Here is a 26,816-nt window from a genome sequence, read left to right as displayed (position 1 = left end):
TATCTTAACCTTGGAGCAAACTCAAAGCAGCTTGAGGTCTCTGATTAGCTTGACCTAATATGGTTTGGCTAGCCTGTTGAAGAATTTGTGCTCTTGTCAATGATGCTGTTTCCATCGCGAAATCAGCGTCTTTAATTCGCGATTTTGCAGCACTTAAGTTTTCAGAAATATTTGCTTGGTTTCGTATCGTTGATTGAAAACGATTTTGTACAGCACCTAATTCAGCGCGTTTTTTATCAACAACTGCGATCATAGCGTCAACACCTGCCATCACAAACTGGGCATTACCCTGCGTTGAAACACTTATAGATGTCGCTCTAAAACGTGTTGCAAAATCATCTGTGCCAAGAATTGCTGTACCACTAATATCAGAAACACCAGCAGCTAATGTTGTAAGACCTTTACCACTAACAGCACTGGCGATTCCAGCAATACCAGAGACAGTAAAGCCACCATTTGCAGAGAGTGAGCCAGTTGCTGAGCCACCCACGTTTTGCATACTAAACCCAACAACTTGAACAGCATCAGCACCTATTTGAAAACTAGCTGAATATGACCCATCCAGTAAATTACGACCACCAAAGGTTGTATCTGAGGCAACTCGGTTTATTTCTGATGCCAGTTGTCGAATTTCCTCTTGCAGAGCTAAACGGTCTTCATCGGTGTTTGAACCATTCGCAGCCTGTTGTGATAATACGCGCATACGTTGAAACATGGTGGTCATTTCATCCATAGCGCCTTCGGCTGTTTGTGCTAGAGAAATACCATCGTTTGCATTTCGGTTTCCTTGATTTAAACCAAGTACTTGTGATTGAAGTCTATCCGAAATTTGAAGGCCAGCAGCATCATCAGCAGCACTATTAATCCGTAAACCAGAAGATAAACGTTTAAAGGCTGTATCCAAATCGCCACCTGACTTGTCAAGTTGGCGCTGAGCATTTAGCGAGCTTACATTCGTATTAACATATAAAGCCATAATCTTACTCTCTCTATCTCTTTTTATATGGTTAGATATGAGTAACCCGGTAAACGCAGTACAATTGCACCACTTGCAACATTGCCATAAGGGTTTAGGAAAATACTTGCCAACTTCAAATTAAAAGCGGCAATTTAACACCTAAATTTTCCTACATATCTTGTTCAGTAAGATCTAATTCAATATCTATGCCAAAAGTAAAAAAGGAGCCTGACGGCTCCTTTTATAAAATAAGAGAGTATGAAAGTAAGGGGCAAATATAGCGGTGTCAAAAAGTTTGTCTTATAATTGGTACTATATTTGCTTATTGTATTTAGTACGAGAGACCGCTCGGTTTCTTATACTTAACTTGTTAGGATATTTCAGCAGATGCCTCCGCTTTAAATATCCATCCCAATGCCCTTGCCTGTTACCCCATTTGGCGAGGGCATTTTATTTATTAACCGAGTAAGCTTAACGCTGCTTGAGGACGTTGATTAGCTTGACTCAAGATTGTTTGGCTTGCTTGCTGTAGAATTTGGTTACGAGTTAATGCAGCCGTTTCTGCAGCAAAATCAGCATCTTTTATACGAGATTTCGCAGCATTTAGATTTTCCGAAATATTCGCTTGGTTACGAATCGTAGATTGGAATCGGTTTTGTACAGCACCAAGTTCAGCACGTTTTTTATCCACTACCGCAATCATTGAATCCATACCTGCCAGCACAAACTGAGCATTACCCTGCGTCGATACACTGATTGATGTTGCTCTAAAGCGAGTTGCAAAATCATCGGTACCCGCAAGTGCAGCACCACTAATATCCGATACACCTGCAGCTAAGGTAGTTAACCCTTTTCCTGTTACATTACTAGCAACACCGGCAATCCCTGAAATTGTAAAACCACCGTTTGCAGAGAGTGAGCCTGTCGCTGAACCACCAACGTTTTGCATTGAGAAACCAATCGTTTGAACAGCATCGGCACCAACTTGGAAGCTTGCTTCATAGCTACCATCTAGCAGATTTCGACCACCAAAAGTTGTATCTGCAGCAACGCGGTTAACTTCAGCTGTAAGCTGGCGAATTTCTTCTTGGATAGCTAAGCGATCTTCATCTGTGTTTGAACCATTCGCTGATTGTTGTGCTAATGTACGAACCCGTTGGAACATACCTGTTATCTCATCCATTGCCCCTTCAGCTGTTTGGGCTAGTGAAATACCATCGTTAGCATTTCGGTTACCTTGATTTAAACCGTTAATTTGTGATTGTAAACGGTCTGAAATTTGAAGACCTGCCGCATCATCAGCTGCGCTGTTAATACGAAGACCAGATGATAAACGCTGAAAAGAAGTATCTAGTGCGTTGCCTGAATTCATTAATTGACGTTGAGCGTTTAATGAACTTACGTTTGTATTTACATAAAGTGCCATGACTCATTCTCCCGAAGTAAAATTAACTTACTTTCAAATTTCTCTAAATAAATTGATATTGATGTGTGTTTATTCAATATCTCTCTAAGTTAATTTTGTTATCGGGCGGAAAAAAATTTCCTTTAGATTATTTTTTCTATTTTTTTGAAAAAATTCAGTTGGTTAGAGCATGGCAAAAGGTGGGCTAACTAACTTATCGACGGTAAGTTTACTTTCTTTAGGCTTTTATGAATAAATTTATATAAAAGTCCCCTTTTATTAATAAAAAAGCGAGTTTCCCCGCTTTCACATCATTTCTAAAATGCTATCGAAGGTAATCAAATAAGGTTAATTTCGTCAAGCGGCCAAAAGTTGCCTGCGATGCCTGTAATGCCGTTTCTTCTTTTGTTAGCTCAGAAATGGCCTCAGCCATATCCAATTCGATCAGATTGGCCTTTGACTCTTTGTGGTTAATATTAATATCAGCGGTGGTAGCTAATAAACGTTCTGCAACATTAAGTCGACCACCGACATTTGCCTGTGTTATGGATACTTGATTTTGCGCATTGGTTAAACCTGTAATACCATCGGCTAGGTATTCATGCAGCGCATCATTAGATAATCCTGGCGTAGTTAAACCTGTAATTAGCCCTTCTAACGTATTTAACATATTTTTCTTTGTTGGTGGAGCAAGAGAAAAATCGGCCGTTCCTGGAGCGATGCCTGCTAAATTGATGTCCATACCCTGAAACCTAATTGTATCACCAGTATAGTTTCCACCTCCCACCGGGGTACCTCCTAATGTTATGGCATAGGTGTTTGGTACTCCAGCAGCCACGGTAACTTGTAGGTTGTTATTAGCGGGAACCAAAGGATCATAATTTGCCTTATGAAACGCATCAAATTGTGCCTGCTCTTTAACATAAACACTTCCTGACGTAATTCCCCCACCTACAGTTGGAAAGTTTGTATTAACATTAAGTCTAGCAGCGACATTTTCAAACGCATCAACACCGTTATCACTTGAACGAAGGGTAACGCCTACTGCTAGTTGCATTTCATGGTTCCCTTGATCACCTTGATAATCATAAGTACCCGTAGTGCTATTAAAGGTATATGTTTGTTTACTGTCTTGAAACCCTGAGAATATAAACTTGCCGTCTTCTGATTTGGAATTCATTAAGTCATATAAAGTTGCTTGAATTGATTTCATTTCTTCTGCAATTGTTTCACGATCTTGTTGTGATAACGCACCATTACCTGCTTGAATTGTTAGCTGATAACCTCGCTGAAGCGAAGTTTTAATATTCTGCAGAATACTTTCTTCAGTTTGCAGTTTACTCGTCAAATAACTGTTATTTTTTTGGAATTGATCATTAATTTCAATGCGCTCACTAAACAGTAAGGCTTGCGCTGAAGCGGCAGGATCATCAGAAGGGGTCAAAATGCGTGTTTGTGTTGACACTTTCTCTTGTGCTGTAGCCACCTTTTGCTGGTTATCTAAAATTTTATCAAGGTTGTTCTGATACATTATATTATTTGATAAACGCATTCTGTATTACCTCGCTGCATTTAAGATAGTGTCAAACACTGTTCTGGCTGTTGTTAATATTTGTGCCGCTGCAGAATATGACTGTTGAAACCTCAATAAATTGGCGGCTTCCTCATCTAAATTCACACCTGAAATTGATTCATACCAAGCATTTGATTGTTTCGATAATGCTTCAAACGCCACTTTGTTTGTTTTTGCTGCAGACGTTTTAATACCTACTTCAGTAATTAAATTGCCATAAGCTTCATTTAGTTTTGCCAAATTGTCGCCGCCAGGTGATGAAATAACATTGGCTCTAACTAGCTCTTTATCTTGCAGACCAGCCAGTAGTAGCCCGTTTCGGTTATCATCAAAGCCATTGGTATTAAATTCAAGTGAAAACGAGTCTCCGGTACTCGGAACACCTTTTATATTAAAGTCAAAGCCATAAGCGTTATAAGGTGCACCAGCTTGATTTAGTACATTATCATAAGGAACTGTTAACACCCTAGTTACAGTAACTGGAGGTGTGCCATCTGTAATGGTAAATTCATTCGGATTGGCTGTTTTTACAATTGTGATTGGACCATTTGTTAAAGATGGTGGGGGACCTGCTGTAAAGCCAGCAGCAGATGTGTCCGTTACCACTCCCGAGGAAATGCTTCCAGTGCCTCGATTATTCAAATTATTGCCGGTTCTAATTGGCGATGCCAAAGCTAGATCCTCGGGGCGGGTTGTTGCCAATTGAATATTAATTGATGCATCAGAGTTAAGTTTAAGTTCAAACTTATCGCCAACTGCAGCACCTGCGGTTAAATTTATTTGTAAACCAAATAACTCCCCCCCAACTGCCGACGTTGAGTTGGCTTGCCCTGCAACAACATTCGCCACAATTGGTGTACCTATTGGGTCACCATATTTATCTAAAGCAGAAACGGTAATTTGGTTAGCTGCTGTATACTCAATTAAAAAATCGGATGCGGGAATTTCACTACCACGCCCTGCTTCAACTGTGCCGGTCACTTGCGCTGTACCTGTGTTTGCAGCAAATGCGTACGCTCCTGAAGTTGGAATAGTGAATAAATTGCCACCAAACTCACCATCTGCATCTAATCCTAATCTGTTTTGTTGGTTAAACGCATCTGCCATTGCCAAGCTAATTTGACCTAATTTATTTTGCGATGGGATCAAAATATCTTCACGATACGCAAGCAAGCCGCCAATTTTTCCTTTTAATAAACGCCTATCTACTTCGACAGGTATCGCCTTACCTGAATCAACATCTAGCTTTAAATCCCTAAAGTTTGGGTCGGGATCACCAGTTAACGAGAATAAATTAAATGCACCATCCTCCATAACAACGGCTTCACCCGTACCCATAAACACCAGTTTTTCACCATTTGGTCCATCCAACGTTTCAACATCGATATATTCAGCAAGCTCTTTAATTGCTAAATCTCGTTGATTTATCGTACTATTAAGTGCACTTCCATCTGGTCCAGAAGTACCAGATGCAATAGCTAAATTGAGCTCACTGATTTTACTAATCAATCCATTTGCTTCTTTGGTATAAATCTCCAATTGATCGTTCACAATAGTTTTTTGATCAAAAACGATACCCGATAGACGGCCCAATTGATCAACATAACCTTGTGCATTATTGAAAAATAGTGAACGGCTTACTGAAGAAGAAGGCTGATTTAAACTTTCCTGCAGTGAATTAAACAACGAATTAATACTGGTTGATAAGCTATTCGATTCCTCAGCAAATAAACTGTCGACACGAGCCGATTCATCAACAAATTGATTAAAAAATGCAAGATTGGACACATCACGGTTCACTTGTTGTTGTGCAAAATCATTTACCAAACGAAACGTCTGCCCAAGACCAACTTGGTTATCGAACAGAGTTCTATGCTCGGTGCGTTCACGAACATAACCTTCAGTATTAACATTGGTAATGTTTTTACTGGTTGTTTGTAGCAGCTCTGAACTGGCGCGAACCCCTGAGTTAGCAATGTTAAGTAGATTAAAAGACATTAATTACTGCCTCCTAAACCTGTTATCGAACTTTTCATAATATCCTTTACATTCATTCCAGCAGCGACAGATTTAATCGCATCATGAAATTCACTTCTGTTTAGTACATTAATTATTTTATCAGCGTAATTAGGATCGGTTGCGTAACCCGCCTTTTGCAACTCGTTAAGGTATTCAGTTGGATTTGCAGTTGTATTAAGCGCAGATTGATAGCGAGGGTTTTGCTGAAGAAACTTAACAAAGTCATCAAAACTCTCTGCAATACTGTTGTAGGCCCTAAAGTTAGATTGCTTTTTAACTGCCACACCTTGTTCAAATTCAAGTGAGGCTTTTGCTGCTTTATCACCCTGCCAAGAGTTATCCGCTTTTATATTAAAAAAGTTATTTGAGCTTTGACCGTCACTTTTAGTAATAACATGTTTGCCCCACCCTGTTTCTAATGCCGATTGCGCAAGCATAACAGCAGGACTTAAACCAATTTTCTCAGCAGCTTGTTTCGCATGTTGCCAAAGTTCTGACACAAATGACTGCTCACTTTCAATTGGCTTTGTATTCGCCGACCTTGTAGTCGTTTCATCTGTGATAGCTTTCACGCTACTTGACTTAGAAACCTGAGGTGCAATCTGACTTGGCGCAAATAAACTTGCAGGTGTGTATTTTCCTGGGGTTGGTGAAAGCTGTTCCACAATGATGTCAGCGAGTCCTAATGCGCCGCTTTGAGATAACTCCATCGATAATTGCTGGTCGTGCATGTCTCGGTAAAACTTCACACTACTGGCATTAAATGGACTGTTTTCATCCTCAAATGCTTCATTTGCTTTACGCATACTTTTAAACAGCATTTGCGTAAAAATTGATTCAAATTGCGCTGCGACCTGTTTCAATGCCTTTTTATCTGGATCGCCTTGTAACGCTTCTTCCCTAAGTGAATTTAAATTACTTAGATCAAAAAAGCTTTGTTGTTGATTTATGTTGTTACCATCCATCACTCAGCTCTCATTCAAAAAATTGGCTTAGAAATACACTAACCATCTAATGCAATAATTAAGCCAAAGCATTTAAATAGCAGAGCTACACAAAAAAAGCCCTGCATTTGCAGGGCCATTCATTAAAAACCATCAACCTATTTCAGGACGGAACATAAAATTAAATCACAATTAGCTGCCCACTTATTGCTCCCGCTTCTTTGAGCGCCTCTAAAATAGCCATCAAATCTCCCGGTGCTGCACCAACTTCATTTATAGCACGTACTAAGTCATCTAAACTGGCCCCTGGATCAAACACAAACGCACGGGTATCATCTCGAGCCACATCGATTATACTTTGCTCGGTTACCACTGTTTGTCCACCGGCCAGTGCATTTGGCTGATTTACATTTTGCTGTTCAGCAATTGTTACTGTTAACCCGCCATGAGTGATTGCAGCAGGTTCGAGTGTCACATTTTTACCAATGACTATGGTCCCCGTACGAGAGTTAACAATAATTTTCGCGCTGTTATTAGCAGGTTCAAACTCAAGGTTTTCAAGTGTTGCAAGATACGCAACGCGTTGGGCTGGATCACGTGGTGCTAGTACTTTTACTGAAGCCGCATCCAATGCCGTTGCCGTATTGGGGCCAACTAAATCATTAATGGTATCTGACAAGGCTTTCGCAGTTGAAAAATCAGGACGATGCAAATTAAACGTAATATGATCACCTTGGTTAAATGGTGACTTAACAGCACGCTCTACAATAGCACCATTCGGCACTCGACCAACTGTTGGTGTATTGACTAATACTTTGCTACCGTCAGCGCCTTCTGCCCCCAGACCACTTACTACTAGACTCCCCTGAGCAATAGCATAAACATTTCCATCAACACCTTTTAAAAAAGTTTGGATTAGCGTACCTCCACGCAAACTTAATGCACTACCAATGGATGATACAGTTACATCTATGGTTTGACCGGGTTTTACAAAAGGTGGGAGATCCGCATGCACTGCCACTGCTGCTACATTTTTAATCTTTGGTTTAAGATTAGCTGGTAAGGTAATACCAAAGCTATTAAGCATCGCTTTAAAACTTTGTTCTGTAAAACTACTTTTTTCTCCGGTACCTGGTAAACCTACAACCAAACCATAGCCTACTAGTTGATTACTTCTCACCCCTTCCACAACAGTAACGTCTTTAATGCGCTCAGCAGTAACAGAAAAGTGAATAAGACCAATGAATGCGATAGAAATATAAATTAAATAACGCATACTACCTCCTAAAATGGGTTTAATGGGCTCAAGAAAAACTGTGCTAGCCACCCTGCTTCTTGTGCATCGGCAAGTGCACCTTTGCCAGAGTACTGAATACGCGCATTAGCAATACGATTCGACATTACCATATTATCAGCACTCACATCTTTCGGGCGCACGATACCTTCAAGTCGAATAAATTCCTCACCAGTATTTAGCGTTAACCATTTTTCACCGCGAATAACTAAATTTCCATTGGGTAATACACGCATCACATTCACTGAAATGTTACCGTTTAAGCTATTTGATTGATCCGCTTTTGCATCTCCCTTATAGGAGCCCTCAGAACCAACACCATATTGTAGAGCCTCACCATTTATAGTGATGGCCTTTCCACCCAAACCCGTAACAGGTGATAATGAAAAATCAGTTTCACGATCAGTTTGTGTTTTGGCAGTTTTAGAGGCCTGGGTTGATTCACTCAACACCACTGTAATAATATCGCCTTGTCGTAAGGCTTTTTGATCGGAATAGAGATCGTTAGAGTAATGAGTGTTAAATAGTGAACCTGTGTTGACCTGAGATACATTGGTATCTTCTGGATAAAGCGGTGCATAATAAGGGTCATCACGTTCAACAAAACGGTTAGCCGTGGTGACGCAACCACTTAAGAACACCCCTGAAACAACTACAAATACTAACTTACTCATGGGTTTCACCTTTTAAAGCTGTTGATTAATGTAACTAAGCATCTCATCAACGGATGAAATGACTTTTGAATTCATTTCATATACTCGCTGCGTTTCAATTAAATTAACCAATTCTTCTGTAACATTAACATTTGAAGTTTCAAGTGCACCTTGGACTATGACTCCTAAGCCATCAACACTTGGGTTTCCTTGAACTGGTGCCCCACTTACTGCCGTTTCGGTATATAAGTTTTGCCCCATAGGCTCCAAACCAGATGGGTTAATAAAATCAGATATTGTAAGCTGACCAATAACCGCATTATCAGCTTGGCCTGCAATACGTACCGACACCTCACCATCTTGCGATACAATAATTTGCTGAGCATCGTTAGGTACATTCATTTCAGGCTGAAGTGGATAACCAGCGCCCGAGGTTACAATGCGCCCTTCTTCATCAGTGGTAAACTGGCCGTTACGTGTGTACGCTAAGCTGCCATCGGGCATGGCTACTTCAAAAAAACCTTGTCCTTGGATCATCCAGTCCATTGAATTATCTGTTGTTAACATATTTCCTTGCGAGAAATTCTTTTGTGTTGCAACAACTTTTGAGCCAGCACCTAACATTAAACCTGAAGGTAACTGAGTATCTTGTGAAGAACGCCCCCCCGGTTGATTAATGTTTTGGTAAAGTAAATCTTCAAAAATTGCTCTACTCTTTTTATAACCAACCGTACTCGCGTTCGCTAGGTTATTTGATATTACTGATGTATCGGTTTGCTGGGCATCGATACCTGTTTTACTAATCCACAATGCAGGATGCATACTAACCTCCAAAAACCATTAATAAATTCGCATAAGAGAGCTTTGGCTTTCGTCAATTTTCTCTGCTGTTTTCATCATTTTGACTTGTAACTCAAATTGTCGTTGGTGTGAGATCATTCCCACCATTTCATCAACCGGATTGACATTAGACATTTCTAATGCGCCACTGGTTACTGTCATATTTGGGTCTGTATCGAGTACTTCCCCATCTTTATTTCTAAAAAGGCCATCAAGCCCTTTTTCAAGGGGTTGCACACCATAAGCACTGACCAACTTCAATCTATCGATGTCTTCGATAAAATTTGCAGGTGCGCCCTGTGGTCTCACTTGGATCATACCGTCTTTCGATATTTGTACCTTCTCGATAGGTACAGGTAAAATCACTGGACCCGCTTCGCCAATTACGGGTAAGCCATTTGCCGTAAATAACTGGCCGGTTTCACTCATTTTTAAATTACCCGAACGGGTATAGGCTTCTTGACCATTAGCATCTTGTACAGCTAACCAACCATTTTCACCAATTGCAATGTCGAGTTCTCGCCCAGTCATTGACATTGCACCAGCACTTAACCGTGACCCTGGTCTTTCTTCCATTGCAAATACACGTGTAGGTAACCCCTCACCAAATGCCTGCATTGAACGCGCTTGTTCTAAATCTGCTTTAAACCCTGTGGTTTTTGCATTTGCTAAGTTATTCGCTTTAACAGCGATACCAAGCATATTTTGCTTAGCACCGGAGGTGGCGATGTAGAGTAATTTATCCATCAGCACAACCTTAAAAAGTCTCTAATAACTAAAAAAAGCAAAAATAATGCCAATAAATAGATAAGAAAATTGACGCCAAGACAATAACAGTTTTTAAATTGAAAAAGGGCTGATTTATCAGCCCTTTGAAGAAGTGAAAAATACGAAAATTAGCGGATCTGCAAAATATTTTGTTGCAGCGTTGAGTTAACTTCTAATGCTCGGGAGTTTGCTTGGAAATTACGCTGAGCTGAAATCAAGTCAACTAGCTCATTTGTCAAGTTTACGTTAGATTGTTCAAGTGCACTCGAATTTACTGAGCCTAATGTACCAGAACCGGGCTCACCAGCAATTGGCTCCCCTGAGGTCAAGCTTTCTTTCCAAGCGGTATTACCTACCTGAGAAAGACCTTGAGAGTTTGCAAAACGCACCATTGCTACTTGACTGACGTAGGTTGAATCGCCATTACTGTATGACGCAACAATTTTACCATCAGTGCCAATGTCAATGCCCGTTAATCGGCCCACCGTCGCACCATCCTGCTCTAATGCCTTTACCTCGAAACGACTGGCATACTGAGTAGGAAGTTTATTTGCGGTATTTGCCTCATCACGCCAGTTAATATTGATATTATTTGGAAAAGTTGCACCATTTGATAAAATGCCTGAGATGTTAGCCGCTGTTAACGCCACTGGGTTAAAAGTTGTACTAGGAGCTGTTACAGGCGTTTGCGGTAAGCCACTCGAGTTGAATGTAAATGTGCTCACTGGGCCTGCTCCAGGGCTAGTACCCGTATTATCAAACTGTTGGCCATCAAGGGTTGCACGCACTTCCCATTGGTTGTTAGTCGCAGTTTTCAAAAAATAAAATTGCATAATATGCGGTTCACCCAGAGAATCGTAGACCGTAGTTGAAGTCGAAGCGTTAAACGTCGCAGAGTCAGTGGGGTTAAATGGTGTTACTGTGGGCTGCGTTGCCCCAGCATCTAAGTTGAATGAGGTATACACATTATTTGTTGCACGAGGTGCACCTGATGCATCTGGAATTTGAATCGGTGTTGCTGTACTCAAACTCACAGACGTTGTATCACCATTTGACGGATCAACGGGGAAACCTCGTAAAAAGTTACCTTGGGCATCCACCACAAAATTGTCTTTATTCAATTTAAATGCGCCTGCTCGTGTATAGGTATAATCTTGCGATGATAATGAATCTGTCATAGCAAAGTAACCTTCACCTGTAATGGCTAAATCAAGTGCATTTTGGGTAAATTGTAGTGACCCCTGATTAAACTGTTGTGCTACAACCGTAGTTTGAACACCATCACCGTTTTTGGTTTTGCCAGAGCTAAAAACAGATGCAGCATAAACATCAGCAAATTCAGCACGAGATTCTTTAAAACCAGTTGTATTTACGTTAGCAATATTATTTGCCGTGACATCGAGATCTTTTTGCGCTGCAGCTAATCCCGTTAATGCAATATTAAAACTCATAATTCACCTCTTAATTTAGCTGTCTGAGAAGAGCACAGCCTTACCTTAAGCTTTACTATTCAAATTTAATGCCAAGATTACCCTTGCGCGATCTCGACAACGTCACTTAATTTAATTGGTCCTGCGCTAGTATTAAGCACTAGCCCATGGGTGCCCTTTAAACTTACACTAGAAATGTTTAGAAAAGAGCCTGTAGGAAAGCTAACATATTTACCATCTGCCACACGCCCCTCTGCTGTCATCGCATAATTGCCAGGAGGCAATGGATTTCCGCTTTGATCTTTGCCGTCCCAATCAAACTTGGCAGCACCAGCAGATTTAGAGCCTATGTCTAATGTACGAACAACTTCACCAGCAGCATTTTTGATTTTTACTGTCACATCACTTGCTGCGGCATCAAGCGCAACACTGCCCTTTGACGTTTTTCCATCTGTAAGCTCTAATACAGTTGAAGGTACTAATGCATCTTTACCCACCAAGGTAGATGCTTGAAGGGCTGAGTTTGACGTCATCGATGAGGCAAAGCTTTCAAAATTGGTATTTAATTTACTAATCCCGTCTGCCATTGAAAAGCTTGTCATCTGAGCAATCATTTGATCATTATCTGCAGGCTTTGTCGGATCTTGAAACGATAGTTGTTGTGTCAACAAAGCAAAAAAATCAGCTTGCGTTAATTGGTCATTATTATTTGCATCTGGCACACCTGAGGGTTTTTGCCACTTTAATGAGTCAATATAGCTATCGTTAGATATATTATTAGTCATAGTCCTCTCCTATTAGCCCTGACCCATGCGCAATGTGCGTGATAGCATCTGCTTAGCGGCATCTGCCACTTGCACATTAGTTTGATAATTGCGCGATGCTGAAATCATGTTTGCCATTTCTTCAACCACATTAACATTTGGCTTATATATAAATCCGTCTTTATCAGCCAATGGATGCTCAGGATTAAACTCACGCTTAAGAGGTTTATCACTCTCCACAATGCCTAGAACCTTTACACCCACAGCTTCTCCTTGCTGGGCATTTAGTGCTGTACTAAGCTCAGCAGAAAAAACAGGGTGCCTTGCTCGATAAGTTTGTTCAGAACTAGAGCTTACAGTGTTAGCGTTTGATAGGTTACTCGCTGTGGTATTCAAACGTACTGATTGTGCACTCATACCAGTGCCAGAAATATTAAATACATTATACAAACTCATAATTATGCCCCCTGACCGCCAAGTGCTTTTTTCAAGCCTTTAAATTTACCACCTAGAAAATTAATACTCGCTTGATACTCCATCGCATTTTGAACGTATTTACCTCGTTCAACTTGCATATCTACCGTGTTTCCATCTCCGGTATCCGGTTGATTTGGAACACGGTAAAGTGAATTGCTTTCTAAACTGTTAATTGATAGCTCAATGTGCTTTTCGTGAGTGGTTACAAGGCGCTGTGATTGATTAGTTTTTGCTTGCTCTAATGCTTTAGAAAAATCAATATCACGCGCTTTGTAGTTAGGCGTATCTGCATTAGCAATGTTTGTTGCCAACACTTCTGCTCTTTGAGAACGAGCAAGTGTTGCTTGCGGATGTATACCTAATGCTCTGTCAAAACTGATAGCCATAACTTCTCCAAAAAAGTGACTTTAGAGAAGTTATGCAATTAGTAAGCCATACTAGGTTTTGAAGTTATTTTTTTTGGTAAATGATACCAGGATTACAGCGGATCATGTCAAAATCATTACTTAACCCACTCATTGATTCAGATGCACCTAAAAACAAATATCCTTTTGGATTAAGTGCTTGGTGGAATTGTTTTATAATCTTGGCTTTCACTTCAGGTGAAAAATAAATTAATACATTACGACAAAAAATGATTTCAAACTTGCCCATCAATGCGAAGGAGTCAAGCAAATTAAGGTGACGAAAAGTAACCATTCGTTTGATATCATCATTTACTCTTGCCATACCATGACCAGAATCATTGAAAAACTTCCGGCGACGCTCTGGCGAGAGCCCTCTTGCTAAAGCTAGTGAGTCATACTCAGCGTTTTTGCATATGTCCAACATGGTATTTGAAATATCTGTTCCAACGATACTCACTCCAGTCAAAGCGCCAGGTTTCATTTGTTTAAACTCTGCTGCACTCATCGCGATTGAATATGGTTCTTGACCGGAAGAGCTTGCAGCCGACCAGATTTTAATAGGTCGACGTAATTCTGCTAATTCAGGGAACAATTTATTTTTTAATAGTTCAAAAGGATAACTATCTCTAAACCATAAAGTCTCATTGGTCGTCATTGCGTCAACAACGGCTGCTCGTAATTGCCGCTCTCTGGGGCTTAGTGTTTTAGCGACCAATTCAGACAAAGAGCCGACATCAAAACGAGCCATCAACGGTGCAAGTCGACTTTTTACTAAGTATTGCTTATTGTCTCCCAACACAATACCGCATTGCTGTTCTAAAAAGCTTCTAAACTGCTGATACTCTTTATCATCTAAATTTTTGTTCAAATTTATTACTCGCTGCTCTACACTTCATGAACCCATTTTTTAACCGCAGTTGCTAATTCATCTGGGTTAAATTTTGCAATAAAATCATCAGCACCTACTTTCTCAACCATAGCTTGATTGAAAACACCACTGAGGGAAGTATGTAAAATAACATGCAGCGGCGCCGTTTTTGGGTCGGCTTTCAATTCAGCAGTCAATGTATACCCGTCCATTTCAGGCATTTCCACATCTGAAATTAACAATGCCACACGCTCAGTAATGACACTTTGGCAATCTTTTTCGGCAATTTCTTTCAGCCTAACTAAAGCTTCCCGGCCATTTTTTGCAACTTCTGTTTGCACACCTAAGGGTTCAAGTGCTCGTTTAACTTGATTTCTTGCAACCGTTGAGTCATCCGCAATGAATACAATGCGTTCACCTAAGTCCTTTTGCATTTCACCATCGGCAAGTAGGTCTGCACTGACTTCGGTATTAACAGGACAAATTTCATTAAGTATTTTTTCGACATCAAGAATCTCTACGAGCTCTTTTTCTATCTCAGTCACAGCTGTTAAATAAGAATAACGACCAGAGCCTGATGGTGGAGGCATGATTGATTCCCAATTGATATTGACAATCCGTTCAACAGAATCAACCAAAAATCCCTGAACAGAGCGGTTATATTCTGTAATGATAATAAAGCAATCTTTTATATTTTGAATCCCAGGACCTCCTATCGCGAGTGAGAGGTCTATAACGGAGATAGTTTGTCCACGAATATGTGCAACACCTTTCACAAAATGGTTAGATTTTGGCATCGCCGTTAAGTTAGGACACTGTAAAACTTCACGTACTTTAAATACGTTAATACCAAATCGCTGCCTGCCTTTTAATTTAAACAGCAACAACTCTAATCTATTTTGGCCTACGAGCTGTGTTCGCTGATTAACCGAATCTAAAATGCCTGCCATTTCAATCTCCTAACTTGAAACAATGAAAGGGTATACTTCTTGCTTCTTTGTTATTTTACTACTGTATAACACCATCGTGCCATAATTTTGACACTGTTACGTTATACCTTGTTTTACCCATAAAGCATAGTCGAAACATTATGAGTTTGTTTAAAAAAAACCTGTATTTATTCATTTTAATACAAATTACGTCTCTTGCTATGACTTCACTCAAAGCAAGAGCTTATACTGAGTTAGAACTTCAACAGTTGGCGATTGATTTTGTCAGCCAACAAATAAACACCGTTAACTCACCGAATTCAGAGTTATCCGTAACGGCATTACCACTTGATTCACGTATAAAAACTCGTACTTGCACGTCACCCCTGCAAGTTAGTTCTGCAAACCCAATTAATAATAATCGGCAATCTACTTTAAAAATTAAGTGCTTAGATAAAAATTCTTGGCAAATTTTTGTTTATACTCGACAACATCAATTGGTTGAAGTGGTAACGGCAGCTAAAGGGATTAGTAAAGGTCAAAAAATTACAGCACAACACCTCACAACTAAAAAAGTGGCTAGGCACCTCTCCCGTTCGAACCAGTTTAAATCCAAGCAGTTTTTAATAGGTGGTCGAAGCAAACGAAATGTTCGCGTGGGTCAATCTATCAACTACAATTACATCTGCAATGTTTGTAAAGGCGATAAAGTGACCATTCTTGCAAACTACAAAGGAATGACCGTTAAAACTCAAGGAGAAGCATTAGAAGATGGTAGAGTGGGTGACAATATTGCTATTCGCAATGTAAAGTCAGGTAAGAAAATTCAAGCACAAGTAACCAATACACAGCAAGTAAAAGTGATTATTTAACACTGTACTAAAAGATAAAATTCAGGTTTAATAACGGGTTATAAATAATAAGAAAATATCTATTATTTTATTAAAGGTTCTACCTTATAAGCCGATAACTAAGATGAGAAATCTTAGTAGAGAGAAATGTCATGGTTAATCAGATAAATCAAGGCTCAAATAGCCAAGCTAATGTCAGGCTTGAAAGTACTAAACAGCAAGCTGCCGAATCAGCTACCAAACAGGTGCAAGTCAATACTGCAACAGCAAAAGCGACTAGTGATTCTGTAAGTATCACACCACAGGCACAACAGCTTAAAAAGCTTAATGAAAAAGCAGAGCAAGCTTCCGGTATTGACCAAAAGAAAGTGAATGAGCTGAAAAAAGCCATTGCTAACGGTGAATACAAAATTGATGCTGAAAAGCTCGCTGAAAACATTAACAAGCTAGAATTTAAACTTTTTGGTCGATAACAAATGAATGTAGAACAGATATTATCGCAGCAACAAAGCGAGCTTGACGAAATGGCTCAGCTTTTAGCACAAGAGTTAGACGCAATTGTTGCCCGCGATCATGAGTTATTAATATCTGTTGTCGAAAGAAAAGTTGAATTACTTCGTTCTATGCAACAGCGAGACCAGCATATTGCGACGTTTATTGAGCAAGGAAAAGTTGATATTACCACTTTTCAAGAACAGGTTAATCAAATTAACCAATTACTTGCTGAGTGTAAAAATCAAAACGATGTGAATCAAATAGCAGCTAATCAAAGCCAAATCGCATCACAAAAATTGAAAGATATTTTGTTCGGTAAAAGCCAAACAGGATATGATAAAACGGGTAAATCTATCTCTCTACCAAATCCTATTGCCCGTGGATTAAAAGCTTAAAATATTCTAATTCTAAAGTGACTTACAATTAAAAGTAAGTCACTTTTTTTACACTTCGCGGTTTTGTTTGACCAATATAAAGGTCATGTACAAGCTTCATATCAAGTTCAACCTCTGTTGCATACATATCCCCAACGGCATAGCTTTTGGTTACTTTAGCACCTCTAACAACCCCCTGAACTCTTACTTTTAAAGTATCGTTATTGGCAACCATGCCTTGAACATTTGTTTGCGCGTCAACTTTTTGTCCATATACTTGCTCTGCCAACTCTCGATAGGCTTCAAGCTTTGAAGCTTTCATTGCCATAATTGCTTTTTGTTCAGAAGTAGTACCAGGTTGTAAGCTGATAGGTGCATAACCAATTGCTTGTAATACCGGAAAACTATCTGGTGTTTGGTACTCATATTCAACATGCTTATCAAATAACTGACTACAACCACTAAGTATCAAGCAGCTTGTAATAACCGTTGTTTGTAAAATAGATTTTAACATAGTGCACACCATCACAATTATATTTGCTTTTTTAAAGCAATTTTCAAGCCAGACAAAGCTTGGTACAAAAATTGAATAATCATATTACTATTTTTCTAGAGATGTTAACTATGCGCTTAATCGCACTACTACTATTTGTTAGTTTCTCAAGCCAAGCAATTTGGTATGAATCAACAGGACAAGCAAAAATTAGAAATGGTAATGTTGAACAAGCAAGGCTAATGGCAACAGAGGACGCTATTCAACAAGCGTTATTGTTTTCAGGTGCGCAAGTTAACAGCTTGCAACAGGTAGTGAATGGAGTTTGGCAAACACCTACCACACAAATTTACTCTCACGGCGCAATTGATCAGATCGAAGTGATTGATGAAGTCCAATCTTCCGAGATCTTGTCTGTTACTTTACGATTAGATATTCTCGACAACAGTGAGAATTGTCAAAACTCATCTCTAAAAAAGAATGTTGCAATTACCAGAGCTGGCTTTAAGTTTCCAGAACAAGCAACTTATGGTCAAATTTTTGAATTACCAAAAGCTTACAGTGACAAGCTAGTAACTCATTTAAATCAGTTCAATCATTTATTTAATTCAAAGCCAGATATATTTCGTAAATTAAATACTGAGTCATTTTTCACTGCATATAATGATGCATCTTCAAGCGCACTGATCCAACAAATTGCAGATCAAAATAACAGCCAATTTGTTTGGGTATCGCAAATAGAAGATGTATCATTGGGAGAACAACAGAGCTCTTCTCTCACCTTCTGGCAAAACAAGGCTTTTGAACGCTTCTTCAGCTTAAACACCGCTTTATACAACGGTCTTACCGGGGAGTTAATGACACAAAAGCGTTACGACACCTTTGCCACATGGCAAACTAAAAAGACAGCCCGCATTGATGTTAATAGTGAAAAATTTTGGACCATGCCTTATGGTCAAGAGATTACCGACATTAATGTAAAACTAGGGCAAGATTTAGCTAGTTATTTAGCCTGTGTCCCCGCTCAAGCGCGAATTCTAAGTATTGCTCACGACACCATTATTATTAGTTTGGGTGTTGAAAACAACTTAGTTAAGGGACAAAAATTAAAAGTGGCTTTACGCAAAGGTTTTAATCAAAAACAGTTAATTATAGACACTGATTATCAAGTTCGTGTTACACAAGTTAACCAAAACACTGCTATTGCACAAGTTATTGGTGACAAATTACTTGCTAATGTACAACTTGGCGATTTAGTCACCCTGGCAAGCTTCTAACTCATTAAACATATCATGTTAACAACATTAATTTAATAGCTATTGGTTAATATTACTAAAGCAAGCTTCACGATTATTCAATTTTAATATTTACCAGTTTAGTAATAATCACATTCTAGCAACTTTTAAAAGCGTCTTTAGTAGCAAAAAAAACATCTATTCAGGAAATACAGTCGATAAGATACTTTCTCAGTAAGGTGAATTTGCACTGCGAGATAAGTAAAGTACTCACATGGTGAGTGATTTTTGGAACAACATGAAGACTTTGACTTATCTGCAAAATTATTTAAGTTTTGTGGCGTTCCCGGCAGGAGTCGAACCTGCGACCCTTCGCTTAGGAGGCGAATGCTCTATCCTACTGAGCTACGGGAACATCTAGAATTGACAGCTAATATTATATCATCTAAACCTAAGTGATAGATTAGTTATCAAATGCAACACCGTATGGAATAATATACTTTGCACTTGCTAAAATACTCTGGTTATCTAAACTGGTAATTCTTGAATTAACAACAACTCCATTTTCCTTATAGAGCAATGTACCACTTAGCACAGCATTAATTTGACCTTTCGTATTCAATTGCAAAATATCTCTTGAATAACTGTAATCCCCACTGCTATCTATGCGCATCATTGGCATTACCTTATGGTCAACTACATTTAAACCAAATGCTTGCACTTCAGTAAGCATAGATTCCGCTAACTGATTGCCTAAACGGCTTGCAGTTTGCAGTGAACCGTCGAGATCAACAAAAGAGGTAACAGCTAGCCTAATTGTTCCTGGCTCACTAGTTAAATTTTCCATTAACTTAATGGCCAACTGTTCAACATATTCATCTAACAAGTAATCGTTTATTGGGTAAATACGAAATGAAGGTTGGTAAGTTTCAACTTTATTCGCGATGGGTTCTAAAATTTGCGGTTGAGTATTACTCACACAACCCGAAATTAGAATTACTGACAAAATATATGGATATTTCATAGTCACCTCTTCACCCTTTCCTTAGAGGAATGCCATCGTTATTTTTAGTATTCTGCAATGATTTAATCGCATAATCAGGAACTAACCCTTGTGCCGAGGCAACTACTGCTTTTGATTTAATACCAATTATTCGAGCATTAACTAAATACCCTTTTTGATGCTTGGTCAATGTACCAGACAATACATAATCAATCGGAAGATCCGCTCTTAGTTCCATATAATCACGACTAAAAATAAAATCACCGTCTTCACTGATTCTAAAAAAATCTGTCGTTTTGTAATCTAATACTGGCAAACCAAATTTATGTATTTCGTGCACAAAACTTTCAGCAATTTGGTTGCCCACTAAGGTAGTTTTTTGTAAGTCACTATCAAGCAGCACAAAACTCATTACTGCTATAGGCGTGTTTTGATTAACATACTTAATATTATCAGCAAGCTGATGCATCAATCCTCGAACATAATGGTTTATATTCTTAATTTCTTTTACGGAACCTTTATTAGCCATAAAAGACTCTGCACTATAAGCTTGAAAACGGCTATCGACCTGAGTTGCCGTTTTATCACTTGCTGCAACAGTTTCTCTAGGAGCATTAAAAACTGAACAACTCGCCACAGAAATCGCCAACGATGCGACACATAATGATTTAAGGAAATAATCTCTCATTAGTAATTGCTCCTATAAAGCTTTCCATCTCTAAGTACTACTTTATTTTTTTGCCAATTAATATTGGCAGGAAACATTTCAGTGGCAGCTGATACAACACGTTTATCAGATAAATCAATTAAACGTGCATTAACAATAAAGCCGTTTTCAACTTGACTAATCGTTCCCGTTAAAAAATAATTAACCGCCAATTCACTGGCTAAATCACTGTGCTTGCGTGATAACATAATATCTTGTTTATCGGCGATATTGATGTGTTCTGAAGCTTTAAACTCAATGACATTTGCACCTACTTGAGTGTAAAGTGTTTGCAAACTTGATTGGACCTGGTTTCCCAAAGTAAGCAACTGATCATTTTGTTGATTTTCTAAGTCACTTTCTGGCAAAAAAGTACCCACAGCAATTCGATTATCTGCGTTAAGTTTTGGCATAGAGTCAAACATAGTGACCGCAAGTTGTTTGGCAAAACTATGAAGAGTACGCTCTGAGACAGTTGCTTTATTAAAAACTGTTGCCTGTTTAGGCTCTGCGATCTCTGGCTCACTTGCACAACCTAAAAGTAGTACACTCATTAGAACGATAAAAACAAGCTGTTTCATTTATGACGCCTTCAAGTACGTTTTAAATCTAAATATCTAAAGCAAAAAAAATGCCACTTTAAGGTGGCATTTTCTAATTTTTTCAGAAATGAACTATAGCAATGTCTTAATATATGATTTTAGCTCATCTTTTAGTTCGTCACGGCGCAGTGCATATTCAATATTGGCTTTCATATAACCAATTTTAGAGCCGCAATCATGGCTTTTGCCTTTCATATAATAGGCATCCACTTGCTGCTCTTTCATTAACATGGCAATTGCATCAGTGAGCTGAATTTCATTGCCTGCCCCCAGTGGTGTTTGTTTTAACAGTGGCCAAATAGACTTATCCAGCACATAACGGCCAACAACCGCTAAATTTGAAGGTGCATCTTCACGGGTTGGTTTTTCCACAATATTTTTAATTGCAGTGCTGCCACCGGGTAACAAGTCGTTACCGTTAATATTTACAATGCCGAATTTATCAACATCCTCATCAGCTACTTTTTCAACCATAATTTGGCTGTGACCAGAATCTGAAAAACGTGTAATCATTTCAGCAAGATTATCTTTTTTTAAATCGCAGCTCGCATTATCTAAAATAACATCTGGCAGTATTACGGCAAAAGGCGCATCCCCTACGATTGGTCTTGCACATTCAACTGCATGCCCTAACCCTTTTGCTTCACCTTGACGCACATGAATAATAGTGACGTCTTTCGGGCAAATTGCCTGTACTTCTTCAAGTAATTGACGTTTTACACGGCGCTCTAAAGTTGCCTCAAGTTCAAAACTCGTATCAAAATGGTTCTCAATCGAATTTTTACTTGAGTGGGTTACTAGTACAATTTCTTTAATACCAGCAGCGGCAACTTCTTCAACAATGTATTGAATTAAAGGCCTATCAACAATCGGAAGCATTTCTTTAGGAATTGCTTTCGTTGCAGGCAACATACGTGTGCCAAGGCCTGCTACAGGAATAACTGCTTTCATTATTATTCTTTCCTTAGTACTTTTTATACGGCAAATGGGTATTTTATTGCCTCATGATATTGATAACCTTCCACGGTAAAATCATCAGTACTGACCCAGGTTTCAATATCTTCTAGTGATTTAATATTCGGGTTTATTTTTAGCGTTGGTGACTCAAACGGTTCACGTTTAAGCTGTACATCACGCATCAATTCCAGCTGATTTTCATAAATATGGGCATTTACGATTTTATGGTACGCCTTACCTGGTTTTAAGCCACAAATCTGCGCCATTAAAGCAAGTAAAACAAAACACTGAATTTGATTAAAATTAAGTCCTAGAGGCACATCACAACTACGCTGATAAGATGTTAAATAAAGCGTATCGCCCAAAAGTGAGAATGTATGTGTGTGCATACATGGGCGTAGGCAGCCCATATCAAACTCACCTGGATTGTAAAAGGTTAAGATTTCAGCGCGATCATCAATGCCATTTTTAAGGTTATCAACAATCTTTTTAAGTTGATCAAGCGTTGTGCCATCTGGCTTTTGCCACGAACGACCTTGCACACCGTATACACGCCCCATATCATCTTCACCTTTACGGTGTGGATTATTAAGCCATGCGCTATTTTCGTTAGCATTGGCGTTCCAAGTATTACACCCAATAGCTCTAAATTGCGCGGCGTTATCATAACCTCGTAAATAACCTAGTAGTTCGGCAATAGCCGCTTTATAAAAGCTTTTACGCGTTGTAATTAAAGGGAACTTATTGTTAGCAACGTCGTACTCTAAATCAGCATTAACGACGGTTAAACAACGAATTCCCGTACGTTTATTTTCAACCCAATGGCCTTCATCAACAATACGCTGACATAACTCTAAATACTGTTTCATGCGCTACACTCTTTTTGTTGTCGCTTTACAGCCCAAATCATCAATCCTAAACCTGCTAATACCATTGGCAATGACAAAATTTGTCCTTGCGAAATCACACCGCCATAAAGGCCGATGTGCGCATCAGGCTCGCGGAAATACTCAACAATAAATCTAAAGAAGCCGTAACCAAATAAGAATAAGCCACCAATAACACCTTCAGCACGCGGTTTTCTATTCACAAACTGAATAATCGCAAAAAGCACTAAGCCTTCTAAAATAGCTTCATATAATTGTGATGGGTGCCGTGCAACAGGCCCGCCGGTTGGAAAAACCATCGCCCAAGGCACATCTGATGCTCTGCCCCACAATTCACCATTAATAAAATTACCAATGCGGCCAAAGAACAAACCTAAAGGCACTAACGGCGCAACAAAATCGCCCACACCCAGTAGGGTTTTATTCTGTTTTTTAGCAAACCACGCAATTGCTGTAACAACACCTATTACACCACCATGGAATGACATTCCCCCTTCCCAAATTTTAAATAGGTAAAGCGGGTTTTCTAAAAAGTAACTGAATTGATAGAAAAAGACATAGCCAAAACGGCCACCTAAAATTACACCCAACATGCCATAAAATAATAAGTCGCTGGTTTGTTCTTTTGTCCAACCACTATTTGGTTTACTTGCAGCACGTGATGCTAAAAATGATGCAGTAACAAAGGCAATTAAATACATCATGCCATACCAATGCACTTTTAATGGCCCTAACTCAATAAATACTGGGTCAATATTAGGAAAATCCACTTATTTCCACCTTTCCTTTTAACTACTTAACATTCTAATCGCGACAATAACTAATAGTGCCGCAAAAATTCGTTTTATTATTTTAACAGGTAAATATTGCGCTGCTTTTGCTCCAAACTGAGCAAAAAATGCAGAGGTTAATACAATGCCAAACAATGCAGGCAAGTACACAAAACCAATAAATCCTTCGCTTACTTCATGGTATTGTAAGCCCAAACTAATATACCCGACTACACCAAAAGTAGCGATCAAAATGCCACAGAGGGCAGCACAACCAATGGCTTTACGCATATCGAGTTTAAAGTGTGTCAAAAATGGCACTAATAGTGCCCCACCACCAATACCGACCATACCTGAGATAGCACCAATTACGCTGGTACCAAGGGTTAAAATACTGCCATGCGGCAAAACTGATTGTTCTTTTGGTTGATGTGGTAAAATCATCCGAATAGCAATAAAAATAACACAGCAAGCAAAAATTAATTGCAAAGTGTCATTACTAATCCCTGTAGCAATCACCCCACTGAAAAGTGCACCAATTGAAACACCCACTAATACCCAAGGGGCAATTTTCCAGGGAATATTTTGATTGCGATGATGCGCAAAGGCTGAGCTCGATGATGTGAAAATAATGGATGCCAATGAAGTAGCAATTGCAACTACCATGGCTTGATCTTTTGGCACTAAATCAAGTGCTAACAATAAGTAGCTAAGCACAGGGACAATAATAAGCCCGCCGCCAATCCCTAATAAACCAGCCAAAAAGCCAACTAAACACCCGAGTGCTAAACAACTAAAAAAAACAATCGAAATATCAGACATGAATAACCTAGGTTTTAGTGGACGGAGCTAGTATACAGAATTTGGCTTAAATTGTGATGAATAATAAATTCACGTAACAATCGGTGAACTTGTTTTGCATTTTTAGCAGCTAAACAATCTTTTAATAGCAGTTCCATATCGCTCGCATTGAGGCGCCTAAGCACATATTTCACTTTATTAATGGCACTTGGACTCATACTTAAATCACGGTAGCCCATGGCTACCAATAATAATGCACCTTCAGGATCAGCCGCCAGTTCACCACATAAACTAAATGGTAATTGGTAATCTATACATTGAATTGCAATATCATTTAGCACTCTCAGAATCGCTGGGTGATAACTATCAAATAAATTAGCAACACGCGCGTTAGTTCTATCTACCGCCAACATGTATTGCGTTAAGTCATTACTACCAACCGAACAAAAATCAACACACTTAGCCCACTCAGGTAATAAGTACACACTGGAAGGGACTTCTATCATAATGCCAACTGCTGGCATTTCCAATTTACCTTGGGCTGGAACCCATTCTTCTTGCAGCTCAAAAAATGCTTGCTGGATAAGGCGCTTCGAAGATTCCACTTCGTTTACATCAGCGACCATAGGCAACATAATTTTAAGGTTTCCTAAGCCCATATTCGCTTTGAGCATGGCTTTAATCTGCTCTAAAAATAGCTCTGGATGATCTAAACTGATGCGAATACCACGCCAACCTAAAAAGGGATTTTCTTCCGAAAAGTCAAAGTAACTAAGGGATTTATCACCACCAATATCAAGTGTTCTCATGGTCACCGGTGCGGGATGATAAGCAGCCAAGATCTCACGATACCAAACTTCTTGATCGGTTTGACTAGGAAACGATTCTTGCTGCATAAACCATGCCTCGGTTCGATATAAGCCAATACCATCAAGGTATTTTGCATTGATCAAATCATTTGAAACCTCAAGCCCTGTATTTGCGTAAAGGTTGATCTCTTCACCATCAAGGGTTACTGCTTCTAATTGATATTCCGCATCAAAAATATCGTGCAAACGCGCATCTTCGCGTTTTAGTTTTGTGTATTCATTAACCAGCGCCTTGCTAGGAGAAATATAAATTCGGCCAGCATACGCATCTAAAATTAAATATTTTTCAGCTACATGTGATATGGGTAAGCCCGATAATCCCCAAATTGCAGGGATGCCCATAGCTCGAGTTAAAATGGAGGCATGTGAATTTGCCGCACCACTAATGCTCACTACTCCTGCCAACATCTCACGTGGTATTTCAGCAAGCATTGTAGGCGTTACTGTATCGGCAACCAGAATAATTGGAGAGTCAAAACAGTGTTTTTTAATTTCGCTATTGAGTAAGTGATGCAAAACTCGTAATCCAATATCTTGAATATCGATGGCCCTTTCTCGAATGTAGGAATCTTGCATCGCCATAAACTGCGCAACAAGAGTTTCAATCACTAATTTTAAAGCACTTTTAGCACACCAACCTTCATGTATTTTGGCTTCGACTTGATCGCCTAAGCTTTTCGCTTCGAGTAATTGTTCGTAGACAGTAAATACTGCCAAGGTTTCTTGTCCGAGCTCTGAATCTAACTGCGCTGCCATACGCCTAAATTCTTTACGGGTTGTAATTACGGCATGATGGAATAATCGCACTTGCTCTGCATGTGCATCCGATTTCATTAATTCTAACTGACTAAAGTCGATACTTGGCGCAACCACATAAGCGGTTCCAAGAGCAATACCTGGCGCTGAACTCAAGCCTTTTAAACAAGTCGTTTTTTGTTCTGATTCATCAAATTCAAGTAAGTGTTGAATTTCTGCGTTGGCTAATTGCGCGGCTAGTTGCGCTGATAATGTGACTAAAAAAGATTCTTCATCCTGACTAAACACACGTGCAATTATTTGCTGAACAACAATAACACCAAGGATTTTACCTTGATGTACAATCGGTACTGCTAAAAACGCGTTAAAGTTCTCTTCATCAACTTCAGGCGCTAATTTAAAGCGAGGGTGTGATTTTGCGAATGCTAAGTTAATCGCTTCTTCACGTTGCGCTACAAGGCCAACTAAGCCTTCCGTGAAGCCAATTCTAAATTCGCCAACAGCATCTGGATTAAGGCCTTCTGTAGCCATTAATACAAAACAATCTTGCGCATAATCTGCAAAATAAACCGAGCAGCAATCAGTGTTCATGGTGTTTTTCACATTTAAAACAAAACACTCTAGCGCTGCTTTCAAACTGGTTTGTTGCGACACTTTTTGCGCGATTTCTCGTAATGCTGTTAGCACA

The 26,816-nt window shown here is 39.3% G+C and carries 28 protein-coding genes and 1 tRNA gene; 4 read left to right on the top strand and 25 right to left on the bottom strand.

The features are described from left to right. Positions 1-4: 4 nt before the first annotated feature. The 15 genes from ABYD77_RS01750 to ABYD77_RS01680 form a co-directional block, all read right to left on the bottom strand. Positions 5-976: a flagellin gene (locus ABYD77_RS01750; protein ID WP_372766411.1), complete on the bottom strand. Its 972-nt coding sequence runs from the start codon at positions 974-976 to the stop codon at positions 5-7. A gap of 439 nt (positions 977-1,415) precedes the next feature. Then, positions 1,416-2,384 (bottom strand): flagellin, encoded by a 969-nt coding sequence (locus ABYD77_RS01745; protein ID WP_372766409.1) that lies wholly within the window; start codon positions 2,382-2,384, stop codon positions 1,416-1,418. 304 nt (positions 2,385-2,688) lie between these two features. After that, entirely contained in the window at positions 2,689-3,915 is a 1,227-nt protein-coding gene (gene flgL, locus ABYD77_RS01740) for a flagellar hook-associated protein FlgL (protein WP_372766407.1), read from the bottom strand. A gap of 6 nt (positions 3,916-3,921) precedes the next feature. Continuing rightward, a complete protein-coding gene (locus tag ABYD77_RS01735; protein WP_372766405.1) occupies positions 3,922-5,934 on the bottom strand; it encodes a flagellar basal body rod C-terminal domain-containing protein in 2,013 nt (670 codons plus the stop codon). Continuing rightward, on the bottom strand, positions 5,934-6,920 hold the full coding sequence (flgJ, locus tag ABYD77_RS01730) for a flagellar assembly peptidoglycan hydrolase FlgJ (RefSeq protein ID WP_372766403.1): 987 nt from the start codon (positions 6,918-6,920) through the stop codon (positions 5,934-5,936). The genes ABYD77_RS01735 and flgJ overlap by 1 nt, the downstream gene beginning before the upstream one ends. 160 nt (positions 6,921-7,080) lie before the next feature. Beyond that, a complete protein-coding gene (locus ABYD77_RS01725) occupies positions 7,081-8,175 on the bottom strand; it encodes a flagellar basal body P-ring protein FlgI (protein ID WP_372766401.1) in 1,095 nt (364 codons plus the stop codon). 8 nt (positions 8,176-8,183) lie between these two features. Then, positions 8,184-8,867, bottom strand: a complete 684-nt coding sequence (gene flgH, locus ABYD77_RS01720; RefSeq protein WP_372766399.1) for a flagellar basal body L-ring protein FlgH — start codon at positions 8,865-8,867, stop codon at positions 8,184-8,186. A 12-nt stretch (positions 8,868-8,879) separates the two neighbouring features. Continuing rightward, on the bottom strand, positions 8,880-9,668 hold the full coding sequence (flgG, locus tag ABYD77_RS01715; protein WP_372766397.1) for a flagellar basal-body rod protein FlgG: 789 nt from the start codon (positions 9,666-9,668) through the stop codon (positions 8,880-8,882). Between the two features lie 18 nt (positions 9,669-9,686). Beyond that, positions 9,687-10,433, bottom strand: a complete 747-nt coding sequence (locus ABYD77_RS01710) for a flagellar basal body rod protein FlgF (protein ID WP_372766395.1) — start codon at positions 10,431-10,433, stop codon at positions 9,687-9,689. 149 nt (positions 10,434-10,582) lie between these two features. Beyond that, positions 10,583-11,905: a flagellar hook protein FlgE gene (flgE, locus tag ABYD77_RS01705; RefSeq protein ID WP_372766393.1), complete on the bottom strand. Its 1,323-nt coding sequence runs from the start codon at positions 11,903-11,905 to the stop codon at positions 10,583-10,585. A gap of 77 nt (positions 11,906-11,982) precedes the next feature. Continuing rightward, positions 11,983-12,669 (bottom strand): flagellar hook assembly protein FlgD, encoded by a 687-nt coding sequence (locus ABYD77_RS01700; RefSeq protein WP_372766391.1) that lies wholly within the window; start codon positions 12,667-12,669, stop codon positions 11,983-11,985. Between the two features lie 12 nt (positions 12,670-12,681). After that, positions 12,682-13,104 carry a flagellar basal body rod protein FlgC gene (gene flgC / locus ABYD77_RS01695; protein ID WP_372766389.1) on the bottom strand — a complete coding sequence of 141 codons (423 nt, stop codon included), beginning with the start codon at positions 13,102-13,104 and terminating at the stop codon, positions 12,682-12,684. Between the two features lie 2 nt (positions 13,105-13,106). Next, a complete protein-coding gene (gene flgB, locus ABYD77_RS01690; RefSeq protein ID WP_372766387.1) occupies positions 13,107-13,511 on the bottom strand; it encodes a flagellar basal body rod protein FlgB in 405 nt (134 codons plus the stop codon). Between the two features lie 64 nt (positions 13,512-13,575). After that, positions 13,576-14,400, bottom strand: coding sequence for a protein-glutamate O-methyltransferase CheR (locus ABYD77_RS01685; RefSeq protein WP_372766385.1), 825 nt, complete (start codon positions 14,398-14,400; stop codon positions 13,576-13,578). Between the two features lie 17 nt (positions 14,401-14,417). Next, the gene (locus ABYD77_RS01680) at positions 14,418-15,350 is read right to left on the bottom strand and encodes a chemotaxis protein CheV (RefSeq protein WP_372766383.1); all 933 of its coding nucleotides are present in this window, start codon (positions 15,348-15,350) and stop codon (positions 14,418-14,420) included. A gap of 140 nt (positions 15,351-15,490) precedes the next feature. On the opposite strand from ABYD77_RS01680, the gene flgA reads away from it, so the two are divergent. The 3 genes from flgA to flgN all read left to right on the top strand — a co-directional run bounded on the left by flgA (position 15,491) and on the right by flgN (position 17,070). Next, positions 15,491-16,201 carry a flagellar basal body P-ring formation chaperone FlgA gene (flgA, locus tag ABYD77_RS01675; protein WP_372766381.1) on the top strand — a complete coding sequence of 237 codons (711 nt, stop codon included), beginning with the start codon at positions 15,491-15,493 and terminating at the stop codon, positions 16,199-16,201. A gap of 131 nt (positions 16,202-16,332) precedes the next feature. After that, positions 16,333-16,653, top strand: coding sequence for a flagellar biosynthesis anti-sigma factor FlgM (gene flgM / locus ABYD77_RS01670; protein ID WP_372766379.1), 321 nt, complete (start codon positions 16,333-16,335; stop codon positions 16,651-16,653). Between the two features lie 3 nt (positions 16,654-16,656). Continuing rightward, a complete protein-coding gene (gene flgN, locus ABYD77_RS01665) occupies positions 16,657-17,070 on the top strand; it encodes a flagellar export chaperone FlgN (protein WP_372766377.1) in 414 nt (137 codons plus the stop codon). Positions 17,071-17,098: 28 nt separating this feature from the next. Here the strand turns inward: flgN and ABYD77_RS01660 are convergent, their stop codons facing one another. Further along, positions 17,099-17,563: an LPP20 family lipoprotein gene (locus ABYD77_RS01660; protein ID WP_372766375.1), complete on the bottom strand. Its 465-nt coding sequence runs from the start codon at positions 17,561-17,563 to the stop codon at positions 17,099-17,101. A gap of 110 nt (positions 17,564-17,673) precedes the next feature. Here ABYD77_RS01660 and ABYD77_RS01655 point away from each other — a divergent pair, with 110 nt between their 5' ends. Then, positions 17,674-18,819 (top strand): flagellar assembly protein T N-terminal domain-containing protein, encoded by a 1,146-nt coding sequence (locus tag ABYD77_RS01655; RefSeq protein ID WP_372766373.1) that lies wholly within the window; start codon positions 17,674-17,676, stop codon positions 18,817-18,819. 296 nt (positions 18,820-19,115) lie between these two features. Here the strand turns inward: ABYD77_RS01655 and ABYD77_RS01650 are convergent. From ABYD77_RS01650 to ptsP, 9 genes are all read right to left on the bottom strand, one after another. Continuing rightward, a tRNA-Arg gene (locus tag ABYD77_RS01650) sits at positions 19,116-19,192 on the bottom strand. 48 nt (positions 19,193-19,240) lie between these two features. Further along, on the bottom strand, positions 19,241-19,801 hold the full coding sequence (locus ABYD77_RS01645) for a FlgO family outer membrane protein (protein ID WP_372766371.1): 561 nt from the start codon (positions 19,799-19,801) through the stop codon (positions 19,241-19,243). 10 nt (positions 19,802-19,811) lie between these two features. Next, a complete protein-coding gene (locus tag ABYD77_RS01640) occupies positions 19,812-20,468 on the bottom strand; it encodes a FlgO family outer membrane protein (RefSeq protein WP_372766369.1) in 657 nt (218 codons plus the stop codon). Next, positions 20,468-21,067, bottom strand: coding sequence for a FlgO family outer membrane protein (locus ABYD77_RS01635; protein WP_372766367.1), 600 nt, complete (start codon positions 21,065-21,067; stop codon positions 20,468-20,470). The genes ABYD77_RS01640 and ABYD77_RS01635 overlap by 1 nt, the downstream gene beginning before the upstream one ends. A gap of 93 nt (positions 21,068-21,160) precedes the next feature. Further along, on the bottom strand, positions 21,161-22,039 hold the full coding sequence (gene galU, locus ABYD77_RS01630; RefSeq protein WP_372766365.1) for a UTP--glucose-1-phosphate uridylyltransferase GalU: 879 nt from the start codon (positions 22,037-22,039) through the stop codon (positions 21,161-21,163). A 23-nt stretch (positions 22,040-22,062) separates the two neighbouring features. Continuing rightward, positions 22,063-22,914, bottom strand: coding sequence for a thymidylate synthase (locus ABYD77_RS01625; RefSeq protein ID WP_274761159.1), 852 nt, complete (start codon positions 22,912-22,914; stop codon positions 22,063-22,065). Beyond that, on the bottom strand, positions 22,911-23,702 hold the full coding sequence (lgt, locus tag ABYD77_RS01620; protein ID WP_372766363.1) for a prolipoprotein diacylglyceryl transferase: 792 nt from the start codon (positions 23,700-23,702) through the stop codon (positions 22,911-22,913). Before lgt ends, ABYD77_RS01625 begins: the two co-directional genes overlap by 4 nt. Positions 23,703-23,720: 18 nt before the next feature. Next, on the bottom strand, positions 23,721-24,524 hold the full coding sequence (locus tag ABYD77_RS01615) for a sulfite exporter TauE/SafE family protein (protein ID WP_372766361.1): 804 nt from the start codon (positions 24,522-24,524) through the stop codon (positions 23,721-23,723). 14 nt (positions 24,525-24,538) lie between these two features. Beyond that, positions 24,539-26,815, bottom strand: coding sequence for a phosphoenolpyruvate--protein phosphotransferase (gene ptsP, locus ABYD77_RS01610; RefSeq protein WP_372766359.1), 2,277 nt, complete (start codon positions 26,813-26,815; stop codon positions 24,539-24,541). Position 26,816: the final 1 nt, after the last annotated feature.

The organism is Pseudoalteromonas sp., assembly GCF_041629635.1.
Classification (GTDB): Bacteria; Pseudomonadota; Gammaproteobacteria; order Enterobacterales; family Alteromonadaceae; genus Pseudoalteromonas.
This window is presented reverse-complemented; position numbering and strand designations above follow the sequence as displayed.